The 13837-nt window shown below is 66.5% G+C and carries 12 protein-coding genes; 4 read left to right on the forward strand and 8 right to left on the reverse strand.

The features are described 5' to 3' along the window. Positions 1–258 precede the first annotated feature (258 nt). The 7 genes from ABEA50_RS16765 to ABEA50_RS16795 all read right to left on the reverse strand — a co-directional run bounded on the left by ABEA50_RS16765 (position 259) and on the right by ABEA50_RS16795 (position 8846). The gene (locus ABEA50_RS16765; RefSeq protein ID WP_345496323.1) at positions 259–2076 is read right to left on the reverse strand and encodes an ABC transporter ATP-binding protein; all 1818 of its coding nucleotides are present in this window, start codon (positions 2074–2076) and stop codon (positions 259–261) included. Between the two features lie 116 nt (positions 2077–2192). Beyond that, the gene (locus ABEA50_RS16770; protein ID WP_345496324.1) at positions 2193–2930 is read right to left on the reverse strand and encodes a hypothetical protein; all 738 of its coding nucleotides are present in this window, start codon (positions 2928–2930) and stop codon (positions 2193–2195) included. A 213-nt stretch (positions 2931–3143) separates the two neighbouring features. Further along, positions 3144–4418, reverse strand: coding sequence for a lysine N(6)-hydroxylase/L-ornithine N(5)-oxygenase family protein (locus ABEA50_RS16775; RefSeq protein ID WP_345496325.1), 1275 nt, complete (start codon positions 4416–4418; stop codon positions 3144–3146). 217 nt (positions 4419–4635) lie between these two features. Next, on the reverse strand, positions 4636–5181 hold the full coding sequence (locus ABEA50_RS16780) for a hypothetical protein (protein ID WP_345496326.1): 546 nt from the start codon (positions 5179–5181) through the stop codon (positions 4636–4638). After that, the gene (locus tag ABEA50_RS16785) at positions 5181–6329 is read right to left on the reverse strand and encodes a hypothetical protein (RefSeq protein WP_345496328.1); all 1149 of its coding nucleotides are present in this window, start codon (positions 6327–6329) and stop codon (positions 5181–5183) included. Before ABEA50_RS16785 ends, ABEA50_RS16780 begins: the two co-directional genes overlap by 1 nt. Before the next feature lie 58 nt (positions 6330–6387). Beyond that, positions 6388–6852, reverse strand: a complete 465-nt coding sequence (locus ABEA50_RS16790; protein WP_345496329.1) for a FixH family protein — start codon at positions 6850–6852, stop codon at positions 6388–6390. Further along, positions 6849–8846 carry a GumC domain-containing protein gene (locus tag ABEA50_RS16795; protein ID WP_345496330.1) on the reverse strand — a complete coding sequence of 666 codons (1998 nt, stop codon included), beginning with the start codon at positions 8844–8846 and terminating at the stop codon, positions 6849–6851. The genes ABEA50_RS16790 and ABEA50_RS16795 overlap by 4 nt, the downstream gene beginning before the upstream one ends. A gap of 297 nt (positions 8847–9143) precedes the next feature. On the opposite strand from ABEA50_RS16795, the gene ABEA50_RS16800 reads away from it, so the two are divergent. Together ABEA50_RS16800 and ABEA50_RS16805 are read left to right on the forward strand one after the other, a co-directional pair. Beyond that, positions 9144–10001 carry a helix-turn-helix domain-containing protein gene (locus ABEA50_RS16800; RefSeq protein WP_345496331.1) on the forward strand — a complete coding sequence of 286 codons (858 nt, stop codon included), beginning with the start codon at positions 9144–9146 and terminating at the stop codon, positions 9999–10001. Positions 10002–10108: 107 nt separating this feature from the next. Beyond that, positions 10109–10615: a hypothetical protein gene (locus ABEA50_RS16805; RefSeq protein ID WP_345496332.1), complete on the forward strand. Its 507-nt coding sequence runs from the start codon at positions 10109–10111 to the stop codon at positions 10613–10615. Positions 10616–11086: 471 nt separating this feature from the next. On the opposite strand, the gene ABEA50_RS16810 is transcribed toward ABEA50_RS16805, so the two are convergent. Further along, complete coding sequence (locus ABEA50_RS16810) at positions 11087–11845, reverse strand: SDR family oxidoreductase (protein ID WP_345496333.1); 759 nt, start codon at positions 11843–11845, stop codon at positions 11087–11089. Between the two features lie 54 nt (positions 11846–11899). Here ABEA50_RS16810 and ABEA50_RS16815 point away from each other — a divergent pair, with 54 nt between their 5' ends. Both ABEA50_RS16815 and ABEA50_RS16820 read left to right on the forward strand, forming a co-directional pair. Then, on the forward strand, positions 11900–12268 hold the full coding sequence (locus ABEA50_RS16815; RefSeq protein WP_345496334.1) for a winged helix-turn-helix transcriptional regulator: 369 nt from the start codon (positions 11900–11902) through the stop codon (positions 12266–12268). A 33-nt stretch (positions 12269–12301) separates the two neighbouring features. Continuing rightward, on the forward strand, positions 12302–13360 hold the full coding sequence (locus ABEA50_RS16820) for a DNA polymerase III subunit beta family protein (RefSeq protein WP_345496335.1): 1059 nt from the start codon (positions 12302–12304) through the stop codon (positions 13358–13360). Positions 13361–13837 lie beyond the last annotated feature (477 nt).

The raw sequence follows: 13837 nt of genomic DNA on the forward strand, positions 1-13837 counted from the left end.
CAGTCACGGTCCCGGCCGCGCTCGCGGTCCCAGTCACGGTCCCGGCCGCGCTCGCGGTCCCAGTGGCGGTCCCCGCCCCAGCCGCGGGCGCGATCCCCGTCCCAGCCGCGGGCGCCGCCCCAGTCCCAGTCCCAGCCGCGGGCGCGGTCGCCGTCCCGGTCGCAGTCGCCGTCCCGGTCGCAGTCGCCGCCCCCGTCCCGGTCCCGACCTCAGTCGCGGTCGCGGACAGCACAGGCCGTAGCGCCGAAAACACTGTGTTCACAGCACCGTCACCCCCTGGGCGACGCTCGACAGCGTTCCGTGCGCGTTATCGTTTCTCAGCGAGTCATGGTCGTGCTCGGTACTCGCCCACAGTCGCGCGTAACGACCGTTGGCCGCGAGTAGTTCAGTGTGCGTGCCGGTTTCGGCTACCCGGCCGTCGTCGAGGACGACGATGCGGTCGGCGTGCACGATCGAGCGCAGTTGGTGGGTGATCACGAGAATCGTCTTGTCCGCCATCAGGTTCGACAGCGCGTCCTGGATTTGTGCCGCCGATTCCGGGTCGGCGGAGGCGGTGGCCTCATCGAGGACGAGGATCGGCGCGTCGGCGAGAATGGCGCGCGCGATCGCGATGCGCTGCGCCTCACCGCCGGACAGTCGCGCGTCCTCGCCGATCACCGAGTTGTACCCCCGTGGCAATCGATCGATGCGCGCGGCGATGCGCGCGCTCGTCGCGGCGGCGGCGACCTCGGCGAGCGTCGCCTCCGGGCGCGCGAGGCGAATATTGTCCGCGATCGACCGGCGCAACAGCTGCGGGTCCTGGAAGACGAAGGCGACGCACCGGTACAGCTCCTCCGGTGGGTAGTCGCGAATATCGTGGCCGCGCAGCCTGATCACGCCGCCGTCGACATCCCAGAAGCGCGGGATCAGGCGCGCCATGGTCGACTTGCCCGAGCCGGAAGCGCCGACGACCGCCGTCACCGTCGCACGCGGCAGCCGCAGGTCGATGCCGCGCAGCACCGGGGAATCGGGACCGTAACCGAAGCGCACATCGTCGAACTCGACTTCCGGCTCCTCGTGGACGGGGTCGCACGACACCGACGAGCGCGGCAGGGTCTGCTCGGCAAAGATCTCGCCCACACCGGTCGCGACGGCACGGGATTTGCGAATGATCATCAGCACCATCGGCACCGACCACACCCCGCGCGAGACGATCCACGCCAACAGCAGGAACGGCACGACGGCCACGCCGTCAATCCAGCCCACGCCGGTGAACACGGTGCCGACCACGGCGGTGTAACCGACGGTGACGATCCAGGAAGACAGGATCGCGCTCACACGAGTGCGCCGCGCCTCGGCGGCTTCGGCACGCAGATAGCTTTCGGCGAAGCGGTCGGCGGCGGCGTCGAAGCGCGCGGTGCCCCATTCGGCGCGTCCGAAGATCTTGAACACCGGGATACCCTGCGCCAATTCGGTGGTACGCGCGGTAAGCATGCGGGCAGCGTCCTCGTGCTCGGCGTCCTCGGCGGACTGCGCGCTGCGCTGCCTGGTCAGGATGGCGGTCGTGATCGCGGCGGGCGCGAGTACCACCAGCGCCATCCGCCAGTCCACCCACAGCAGGTAACCCGCGGCGAGCACGGTGGTGAGCACGAACCGTGGAAGCATCGGGATGCTCTCGCCGACCAGCAGACTCAGCGACCCGATATCGCCGCCGACGGTCTTGCGCACCCGCGCCGAACCGTTGCGCGCGAACCACCCCAGCGGCACCTGTTCGAGATGGGCGACAACATCGCGCCGGGCGGCGAATTCGACCCTGCGGCTGGCCGCGAAGCTCAGTGCGAAGGAGGCCGCGTGCGCCAGTGGTGCCGCGAACAAGGCGACGAGCACGGTGATCGTCCAGCCACGAACATCCGCGGCCGGACCGAATTCGACGAGAGCGGTGAGAATCCGCGCGAGGCCGACGAAGGCGAGCACCGTCGCGACCGCGACGAGCGACTGGAGAACCACCGAGACCACGAGTATGCCGAGGACCGGACGCAGCAGCGGCGCCAACCGCCCGGAAACGGTGTGGTCGGCGTCGGCAGCGATCGCTGCCATGGCGTCCTCCTGACCACGTCACTTACATTGCTACCTACAAAAAGTACAGGCTAAGTCCATTCGACGAAAAGCGGCGGACCCGAAGATCGGGCCCGCCGCTTCTTTCGATATCCGAATCAGGCGGCGGGACCACCGGCCTCCGGCGGAGCCAACGGACGGTTGATGCCGTCCCAGTACTCGATACCGGCGGCGATCGCCACCGGAACACCGACCAGCAACGCACCCGCGATGGTGCCGACCGGCGCGAGCAAGACCGCACCCGCGATGCAACCCGCGACAGGGCCGCCGCCGAGCAGCATGGCGATCGGCATGGTCACCGCACCACCGAGCACACCGCCGAGCACACAACCGACGGTGGCGGAGCCGATCGTGCCGACCAGTGCGCCGACCGCGACACCGGGCGAGAGCCTGCTACCGAACTTCTTCCACGCCTCGTACTCGCGGTCCTCCGGCGTCTTCGACGCGATCTCCTGCGGCGCGGAGGCCGCGGGCTTGAAGTACGCGCGGTCCATCGCGGGCCTCAGCGTGGCGGTGTTGCCCTGGATGTCGGCGTCGAACGGGATCGCGATGTCCTCGACGTTGACCTCGAGCGGCGTGCCGCCGACCAGCTCGCCCGAAGCCGAACGGATCTCGAACTTGCCGTCCTGAACCGCGAGCGTGCCCGCGTCGGTGGTGATGATGGCCGAGCTCTCGTTGTTGGTCGCCGTGTAGTTCACAGCGCCGGGGATGATCTGGGTGGCGATTCCGCCTGGAGGCGCCACCGGCGCCGGGACCGCGTTCGCCACACCGCTTCCGGCGAGCACCACCGCGGCGATCGCGAACGGCGTGACCGCCGCCATTTTCCTCATCTTCATGCGAGTCGTTCCTTCTGTAGATCGACCGAGTTCACCAGCGCGTCTCGGCCCGTCGGGATGGTTCGACGCGGTGGCCCGGCAAGCCGCCCTCGAACGTCGATCACCGCTGTGACACAGTGGCAAATCACGTCCGGTCGAACATTCAGAAGTTAGCCTATCCTGAGTAATCGTACAAGTGGTCCCATTTGTCAAGGGACCGATCGGGCAAACCGCTCAGCCGACGACGGCGCGTGCGTGCGTGCGGATCGATCCGAGAATGTCCGCGGCACGAACCGCGACGATCGACAACAGCGACGAACTCAAGCCGTGCGAATCCTCGACGCCACCGTTGACATAGGCGCCACACTCGTAGCCGTCCGGCAACAACAACCGGTAGTCGCGGCCGACCTCCGGTCGCACCGAAGCCCCAGGCGCACCGTCGAATTCGAGAATCGAGGTGACATCGAACGCGCGGAACCCGGTGGCGTAGACGACCGCGTCGACGTGTAGCGCCGTCTGCTTGCGGTCCATCAGGTCGACCAGGTCGATGGTGACACCGTCCGAGCCCTCGACGACGCGCTCGATCTCGCTCGCGTTGTGCACATACAGCCTGCGCCGCTGCGCCACCGATTCCTCGTATTCACGCTGGTAGAGGTCGGAGATGAGCTCGATATCGACCGCGCTGTAATTGGTGCTGCGGTGATAGGAGAGCATGCGCTCGCGCACCGATTCCGAAGCGCCGAACCACCGGTCGACGGTGTCGGGGTCGAAAACCCGGTTGGCGTACGGACTGTCGTCGGAGGGAGTGAACCCGAACTTCGAGAAGATCGAATGCACCTCGGCCTCGGGGTAACTCGTGTGCAGGTACCGCAGCACCTCGCCCGCACTCTGCCCGGCACCGACCACCGCGAAGCGGCCGTGCGGATGGCTCGGCACCTGACCGAGTTCATTGAGCAGATTGTGATTGTGGAAGACGCGTGGACCCGGTGCGATACCTTCCGGCAGCACGGCGGCAAGGCCGGGGCCGAGCACGACGTTCTTCGCGACCACGGTGGAAACCCCTTGCGGGCCTTCGCAGGTCACCGTCACGCGATCTTCGCCGCAGTCGACGCGCACCGCCGTGGTCGCGTAACGCACCTCGACCGCGACCCGGTCGGCTGCCCATTGCAGGTAGTCGGAGAATTCACGACGACTCGGGAAGAAGGTCTGCAGGTTCACGAAGTCGACGATCCGACCGCGTTCGTGCAGGTAATTGAAGAAGGTGAACGCGCTGCGCGGATCACGCAGTGTCGCCAGGTCTTTGGCGAAAGAGATCTGCATCGCCGAGCCGGGCAACAACATTCCCGGGTGCCACCCGAATTGCGGCTTCGATTCCAAGAACACCGCATCGATCCGCTCGGCGGCGGTCTCGTTGTGTTCATGCACCGCGGTCGCCAGTGCCAGATTCGATGGCCCGAATCCGACACCCACCAGGTCGTAGACCCGCGACTGCGTGTTTGCTCCATTCACTGTGTTTCGCACGGAACTTCCCATCGGTTCGACCCCGGAGCCCCAGTTCGCGACTCGCGAAACGACAGTATCACATAGCCTATCACTATTGGTCAGGCAAATGTAGGTTGTGCTTACCAGGTGTTCCCGGAGCGCACAGACAGCCAAAAGGCGGGCGAGTGTCGAACGCCCCCAACGGCATTCGACACTCGCCCGCCTCAATGACGCGGGCCGCGGTTCAGAGGGTCAACGGCACCCGACCCGGCCGGGTTCTGCGCCATGCGATCCCGAGAAACACTACGAGTCCGAGTAAGGGCAGCAGGCTGATCGTCCAGCTCAGCGGCAGCGGCGGCCCCGGCTGATCGAGCACCGCCAGGTCGGCGAGCGCGCCCTCGCCGTGCCCGAGCGGACCGTCGATGGCGAAGGTGAAGGTGTACTTGCCGGGATCATCGAGCGCCTGAATATCCAGGCCCCACGATTCACGCTTGCGCGGATGACGCACGAGTGGATTCTCCGCACGACCACGCTTGATCGCGGGCCCACTCAGCCGCAATGTTCCCGACTTGTCGGCGATCCCGCCGTCGGGCATGAACGTGAAGTCCAGCGACTGCATCGCCCGTACCGGCCAGGTGGAGAACCCGACGGTCAGCCCATAGGGCCCGGCCTGCACCCGCTCGGTATGCACCACGCCGACCGGCGCGTAAGCCGACGCCGGGCCGACCGCGACCAACGACAAGGTCACCGCGGCCAGTACCAGCACACCGAGCCTGCGTAGCAGCGTCATCACACGACCTCCCGAACCGGCGCGGTCAACATGGCCGTGCAGCGACCGCCCAGATATCCGGCGAGCAGACCGAGCGGAATACCGATGATCGTGACCTTCGCGATCATGCCGAAGTCGAGGGAGGACATGGCATTGGTGAGTGTCATCTGCAAGGGGAAGGTAGCCCCCACGATCACCCCGGTCACCACGCCCGCCACCAGGATCATGCGTTCGGGTCGGAACCCGCGTGAACGCGCCAGCCAGAACAGCACCTCGACGGCCACGGCCGCGACGATCAGGAACATCGGCATGATGCCCGGCAGCGACGGTGGACGCTGCACCAACCCGTCACGCAACGGCAACCCGACCGCGTCGGCGTAGACATGCGCGGCCCACGGCGAAAACCACCACAGCGCAGCCTGCACGATCCCCATCGCGACCGCGATCGCGACCGCGCCGCCCGGTCGGGCCAGCAGCGCGGCACCGACGATCAACAGCATCGGCCCGAAAAGCACCAGCCCCAGGATCATCGCGTCGACCGGTGGGTCGAGATTGTCCAAACCCTTGCAGGTGACCGGCGCGAACGCGATCAGGATCGGCACCGCGACGACGATGCCGAGCCGACCCCATCGATGATCACGATGCGCGGCGAAGACCATGATGCTGCCGATCATCGTGGTCGTGATCGACAGGAACAACGCCACATGCGACGGGGTGTCGAGTACCGCGTCGAAGCCGTAGATCGAATGCCACTGCAAGTCCAGCAGGCCGTAGAGCAGGAACAGCGCACCGCCGGCCCCGGCGACCATGTAGCCGAGCGGAGCGGTGAGGGCGCCCCCGAACACCCGAACGGGCGCGCCACCCAGGCGCGGCACCGGTCGGCCCGCGCGCTGCGCCGCGGTGGTGATCAGCACCATGGCGAGGCTGGCGAAGCCAGAGATTCCACTGCCCGAATACAGCAGCAGATGCGGCAGGGTGAAGAACGTATCGGGTCCGACATCGTTGTGCCACTGGATATCCCAGCTCAGGCCGACCAGCGTGACGGCGGTGCCGAGCACCACCACCCACGCCCCCGCCCGTGCGGCGACGCTGTCGTCGGAGCCGCCGCCCGACACTTCGATATCCGGTCCCGCGCGTTTTTGCCTCGCCGATGAGGTCTCAGTGCTCATGACTGACGGTCCTTCCTCTGGTCATTGCCCGGGCTGTTTCGTGTTGTCTCGGTGACGTTCAGCCCGCGACCCACAGCGGCAGGGTGACGTTGTCGGCGCCCTCTTCCGCTTGGATCGACACCCGTATCTCCCACTGCCCGGTCATCATCAGCGGCACAGCTTCGGCCAGGAATCGGCCGGAGCCGACGGGTGCGGCGGATACCGGCGCGCCCCCGTGACCCATCAGCACCTGGTCGGCGCGCACCTGCACCTGCGCGTCATCGAGCGATGCGCCAGCGCGCGAGTGCACGGTGACCTCGATATCGGAGGTGCCGACCCGAGGATCGGCCACGGCCACGCTCACCGAGTGCCGCGCGGTACCGGTGTGCAAGACCAAGCCCCGACTCGAACTCGGCCACACCGCGCACACCAGGGCTACGACTACGACCACCACGCCGACAGGAACGCCGACAAACAGCATCGGCCGTCGAAAACCCCTGCGCCGCACGGTGTCCCCCTCGTGGCCCGGCTCCTGAACCGTCATCGCTGGCCACCGGGTGCCGCGCCGACCTCGAGCACAAGGGGAACGGTCAGAATCCGGTAGTTCCGTTCCACCTGAATCCACAGCCGGTACTGCCCCTCGGTCGGGAAGGTATAGGTGAAGGAGACATCGGGACCGTAGGCGGCCACCGTCTCGTCGGGTGCGCTGTCGCCGTTGACCGGTGGCATCAGCATCTCCCCACGTCCGGAAGCGGCGGTATCGCCGCCGTGTTCTTTTCCCGCACCGCTTTCGGTCGCCGAGCCCTGATGATCGTGCATGCCATGGTCGGTGCCGGGCGGGCCGGGGACACCGGAATCACCGCGACCCTCGGCATTCATGCCACCGTCCCTGCCCGCACCGGCGTATCCGTCGACTGCGTCGGACACACGACCCCTTCCTGGCTGGTCGGTGACATCAGTACGGCTGTGCACACCGTGGTGCGAGTTCCCGTCGTCAGCGCTTCCCGCACCACCACGCCCGTCGCCGTCGTCGTGATCGTGCACGCCTGAACCGTGATCCATGCCCGGCTGGTCGTCGGTGCCGCGACGTGGGCCGTGCTCGTCGTGATCTTTCGTTCCGGGGTCGGTTCCGTGACCGTCCTGTGCGTCCGCGTCGGTGCCGCCGTGTTCGTGCGCGCCGTGGCCGGGCATGCCGGGCATCGCGGCGGGACCCATCGAATGCGCGTGCCCCCAGATCGGTGAGTCATGTACTGCGGCAGCGATATCGGAGGCACCTTCGGGTACCGGTCCGGCCGTGATCATGTGGCCGACCATGCCGAGCCACGGTTGTAGATCGTTGGCGTCGCCGAATCCGGCCGTGAGCGTCACCGGGGCTCCCGCTATCGGCGCGGTTGTTGTCCTGAGCGTCACCGGCTCCCCTCCGACCTGTGCCGCTGTCACCATGCGGTCGGCGCCGAGTCCGACCGGCGTCGCCGCCGCCGTCGGAGCACCGCCCTGCACCAGGAAACCCGTTGCCGCACGCACCATCTGCACACCGCCACCGCGCCGCACCAGCTCCACCGACAGCGCATTGCGTCCGGCCTCGGGCGAGGCGATGCGCACCTGGTAGCGACCGGGGCCGGTCCTGATCGGATGCAGGTGCGAGAGCCGCCCGCTCGGACTCACGGTGAGCAAATGCATCAGCGCGCTGTCGTGCACCAGCAGATCATCGACGAGTCCACCGGTCGCCGAGTCGGTCAACACCAGATCCAGTTCACCGGGACTGCCCGCTGTCAACGGCGCGCTCGCGACAGTGAGTATCACCGGCGGCCTGGAGAAATCTGAGGTCAGTGGCTTGTTCAAGGCGTAAGGGTCGCTGACGTTGCCCACCGAGGGATCCAATTGTTCGCCCGGCTGCGGCGGCAACGGCAGCGAGGCCGACAGCAGCGCCGCGGTCACCGCCACGGCGACACCCGCCACCACCCCGGCCGCCGGAATCAGCGCCCACCCGGTGCGCCGGGCACGCAACGCCACCACCGCGGCGATCGGCAGCGATAGCCCGGCCACCAGAAACCCGCCGTAGACCAGTCGTTCCGGCGGCGTACTCACCTGCGCGGGCACCACGAACGGGATGCGCGCGACCCGCACACCGTCATCGATCGACAGTTCCCACGGTCCGACCCGATTCATGTGCAGCGCAGTCGTATACGCGCCTGGCGCGCCCGCGAGCTCGAGCTCGGAGCGGTCGGCGGGCACGCCGACCGACGCGGCATCCGCACCCGTCGTCGTCGCACCCGTCGGCGTCACCGTCAGCGCGAGGCGCCCTTCGGGACTTCCCGCGTGCGTGACGATTTCGACCTGCAACGGCCCCGGCACGCTGGTCACCCTGCGCAGCACCACCGTGAGTTCGCGCTCGCCCAGCGTCTGCGCGACCGAGATGTCCCCGGCCGACGACGGCGCGTCCGCGCACGCGGGCGCCACACCGACCCAGACGAACAGCGCGCACAGCCCGGCGACGACCAGGACGCGACAACGGTCGACACGGGGAGGTAGGCGCACGACCGTCATCGTAAGGACGAACACCGGCCTGGATCATCACCTTCCACGGTGATCTCGTCTCCCTCTGCGGAGGGAGACGAGAACCAGGAAGTATCAGGGAGACCCCCGGTTCGCGCCATTCGTCGCCGAAAACGCGACGAATCACGGGCGCCGACCGTAGATTTGAGCTGACGTCGGTGGCAACTACACTCGGTGAATCACACCGCGCGCGGCATTCGTTCGGCGCAATTGCGCCCCACCCGCGATCACGCCGGTCATGCTTTTCGAGTAGTACGCAAAGGCGAAAGGGTTGTAGTCATGGCAGGCAAGCGCACCGTCCTGACCGTCCGATTGCGGCGACTCGCGGCCATGCTGCACGAGATGCGCGAGACCGCGGGACTGAGCAAAGAAGAGGTCAGTACCAAGACCGGGATCAATGTCACCACGTTGTACCGGATCGAAACCGCGCAGGCCAGACCACAGCGCAGGACGCTCAAGGCGATGCTCGACCTGTACGCCGTGAGCGACGCGCAGCGTGAGGACGCGGTCGAATTGCTCTCCGACGCACTGAAACCCGGTATGTCACGTGCCTACGAGGGCAGCGTCTCCGAGGTGTACGCCGCGTATATCAATTTCGAATCCGAGGCATTGTCGGCGCGCCACTATCAGACGGCCACCGTGCCTGGCCTGCTACAAACGCATCAGTACGCGATGGCGGTCATCGACACCTCGATGCCGAAACTCGAGGCATCGATGATGGAAAGTCGCGCGCGGGCACGGATGGATCGCGCCGCGGTGCTCACCAGGGAAGACCCACTGGAATTGTGGGTGGTGATGGACGAGGCGGTGATCCGGCGCATGGTCGGCGGCCCCGTCACCATGCAGGGACAGTTGGAACGACTGCTCCAGGAAACCAAACGCAAGAATGTGATCATGCAAATCCTGCCGTTCGACGCGGGCGCGCATCCCGGCATGGGCGGGCCGTTCACCCTGCTTGATTTTCCCGATCCCGCCGACCCCGAATTGGTGTACATCGAAGGCATCGCGGGCGACGAGCTGATCGAAGGCCACGGCGAAATCCGCCGCTTCGGGGTGATGTTCGACCAATTGCGTGCCATGGCACTGAGTCCGCGCGATTCGGCGAACATGATCGAGGCCGCAGCGCGCAAGCTGTGACAACAGGACCAATTGATACGTTCGAGACGCGGACGTCGACCACATCACGTCGAATTGTCCGTATCAGCAGGTGACTAGCGGCGGCGCGGTGGGTAGTGTGGCCCACGATGACCAGCATGGAAGCCCGTTTCGGTACCACGACCCAAACTGTGCCCCTTCCTAACCCGTGGAACCTGACCGCTTATCTGGCGGCAGTGGCGGCCCATCGCGGCCGCTCCATCAGCGTGCGCACCGCACCGAAGGCAATGCTCACCGAATTGGGCTGCCGGGTGGGCGGCCTATGGATCGCCCGTGCACACGACGACATCATCGTCTATGACGCCGAAGCCGCCGATCGCGCCGCTGAGCACATCGTGCTGCACGTGGTCGGCCATATGCTGCTCGGCCATCGTGGCGACCACGAGAACAACGACGACACCGAACGACTATCCTCCTCGCTCTCGGGGCTATTGCCCTCGCTCTCGATCCACAACGTGAAACAGGTGCTCGGCCGCAATGAATTCGGCGCCGACCCCGAGCGCGACGCCGAGGTATTCGCAGATATGACCCTGGTGTACGCCACCTTGCCGCGAAGACGCAGCCGATCTTTCCGCCTGTTCGGACGGGGAAAATAGCACTTACCGCTCAGCAGCACGACCTGGTCGCTATCGACCACGGGGGATACTTCGCCGAATCCGGCACATCGGGTGCGCTCCGCCGCACCGATCATCACCGGGCGCGATTCGCACTCTTTCGAGATTCCGAGATTCCCGGCCGACCCGGTCGAAAAGCGCTGCCGCACACCCTCGGTCGACCGAGTAGTACCGCGCGACGCTGTGCGTCCCGCACCTCGCAGGGCGCAGGTGCTGCCCGTCTCCGTCAAGGCGGGCAGTCGGGCAGCCGCCCGGTCATCGATCATGGCCTTCGGCGCGGCTGCGGCCAGCTGCCCCGGCCACGATGCTGAACCGTGTGATCGTGGCGGATGTGCCATTACCGCACCCGGTCGCACCCGCCGCGTTCGGATCCGGCGAACCACTGTCACCTCGACCGCGTAGCCCTTCGCGGTAGCCGAGCACCGGAATACCTACCCGTGCCGGGTCGTCGGCTCAGTCGGTCGACGCGCCAGCCAGGTAGTCCTGCCCACCGACGTACGTGGTGTGCCCCAGACCCGAGACCGCGTCGGCGGCATCCACTACGGCGGTAGCGAATTCGGTGACGGTGGGCAGCGCGCCGTGTTCGGTGCGCGCGGCCACAGCGTCGGGATTACGGCGTCGCAGCAGCTGCACGATGATCGTGCCGTCGATCATGTCGCCGGAGACCACTTGGAGATCGATGCCGCGTTCGGTGAGCTCGGGCCGCAGCGCGCGCAAGGCGTCCTCCCCCGCACGCTTGCTCGCCGCGATCGGCTCGTATTCGGCGGGAACGGGTTTGCGACCGTGAAAGTGCGCCTGATGACTGGTCACGAACACGATGCGACCACCGGATGGTATATGCGGCAAGGCAAGTCGAACCAGGCGTAACTGTGCGTCCCGATTGATCGCCATCGCGTAATCGGGCTCGGCACCGCGTTCCAGTCCCCCGGAAGCATTGAGAACCAGCACATCCAGGCGTCCGAATTCCGCGACGACCGCTGCGATCAGCCGACCGGCCTCGGCCTCGTCGGCGATGTCGGCGCCCACCGTCGACGCGCTGCCGCCCTCGGCTTCGATGGCTTCGGCGAGCACGGTGGCCCGCTTCGCCTTCTCCCGATAGTTGATCACCACGTGGTCACCGCGCGCGGCCGCGACGCGCGCGGTCTCGGCGCCGATCCCGCGCGAAGCGCCGGTGATCACCATGATTCGCCGCGTATTCGACTCGTCCACCATTTCCCTCTCGACCGCCGCAGTGCTTCTGATTCAGAATCACTATGGTAGTTCTGAATGAGAAGCGCAAACCCGCCACGCGCGCCACGTGGCCGAGCCGACCCCGCCGACGCCCCCGTACTGTCGACAATGGAACTACTGGGCCAACGGTGGATTCTGCGCGCCCTCTGGGAACTGGAACCCGGCCGCCTCGGCTTCCTCGAGCTGCGCCGACGCATGGACAACTGCTCCTCCAGCATGCTGTCGGTCCGTATGCAGACGCTGCAATCGGCTGGCCTGATCACCAAGAACGCCGACAAGTCCTACGAATTGACCCCGGCGGGAACCGAACTCGCCGTGGCACTGCGTCCGGCCTGGGAATGGGCGCGGCGCCACCAGCACGACCTCCCCGGAACCAATTCCGACCGACCCGATCTTCGCGCTTGACCCTCCGGCTACCTGAGACTCCATGATTGCCTGGTGACCGAAACCGAGCCAGCCACACTGATCACGATCGGCGTTCTCGCCAAGGCCAGCGGCCTCACCGTGAGCGCATTGCGTTTCTACGACGACTGCGGCCTACTGACGCCCACGCGCGTCGACCCGATCACCGGCTACCGCTACTACACCGACGAGCAATGCCGTCGCGCCGACCTGATCCGCCGTCTGCGCACGATCGAGGTTCCCCTCGACCAGATCTCGGCAATCCTCACCGAGGACACCGCGCACGCACACCAACTCCTCGACGAGCACGTCGAGCGCCTGGAGCTGCGAGCGCGCGAGGCCATCCAGACCGCCGAGTCGATCAAACACGAACTCGCCGCCCGGCCGAGCGGCGATTACGTCGCGCTGTCGGGCCACCTACTCGCCGAAGCCATCCGACAGGTGCGTTCCGCCGCGGCCACCGATCCTGAAATCCCGGTACTCACCGGGGTTTCGGTGGTCGTGAGCACGAACTCGACGACCGTTGCCGCGACCGATCGCTACCGCTTGTCCACCCGTACCCTGGTTCCCCGCGACCACCGTGGCGACTGGGCACTGGTCCTCGACCCCCGAGACCTCGACACCGTCATCGATCTACTCACCGACACGGACGAGGTGGTCGCGGCGCCCGCCCCAGACGGCCTGCACCTCGCGGTCGCCGCGCACGCCGACTACCGCTGCCGAACGATCCCCGAACAGTTCCCGGACCTGGATACCCTCCTGGCAGGTCTCGCACCGGTGAGCACGCGGGTCGTCATCGACCGAAACGCTCTCCTGGCGGGACTCGAATCCGACTACACCTCGGTGTCGTTCGCCATCACACAGGAAGGGCTCGCGATCGCGGGCACAGACCGCGCAACACAACACCTGTCGGCAGCGGTGACCGGCGACGACCTCACTCTGCACTTCAACCCGCACCTCCTGCGTCCCGCGATCGAAACCGCACTCGGTCCCGACATCATGCTCGACCTCTCCACCCCCGCCCAACCCCTGACCCTGCGCTCCGCCACCGACGGCGACCTCACCACCCTTGTCATGCCGATCAAGCATGAATAGTCACAAACCGCCCCGAATCCCAGATTCGGGAGGGTATTCACACCGGTCGCGACGGCGCACTGGCCGACGATCTTGATGCGCGCAAGCGGATGCCGTGAAAACCCTGGGTAAGGGGCATTTTCAGGATCATCGACCAGGCCGTCATAGCTATTCGGTATTACTCGAAGGGTTTTCGGCGGCGCCGGGGTTTCAAGATCACCAAAACGAGACCTCGGCACCAAGAAAATCAGCAGGACGGAAAGGCCGAAGCACAGGACGGTTGACCATTTTTCCGCGGTCTCGAAGCGAACACCCATTGTTTCGATCCGCGACTCGGCGACCCGCGGCTTCGAAAGGCACTGACCTTCCGCGCAATTGATGTGAGCGATGATTCCTCGCGCATTACCGCCGTCGCAGCACCGCACGCTCGACGTTTAGGTGACCCTTAGCGAGTTCCACCCCGAAGACGGGAGTCGGTCAGCGGCGCCACGAGATCGG

Source organism: Nocardia callitridis (assembly GCF_039543305.1).
GTDB classification, from domain to species: Bacteria; Actinomycetota; Actinomycetes; order Mycobacteriales; family Mycobacteriaceae; genus Nocardia; species Nocardia callitridis.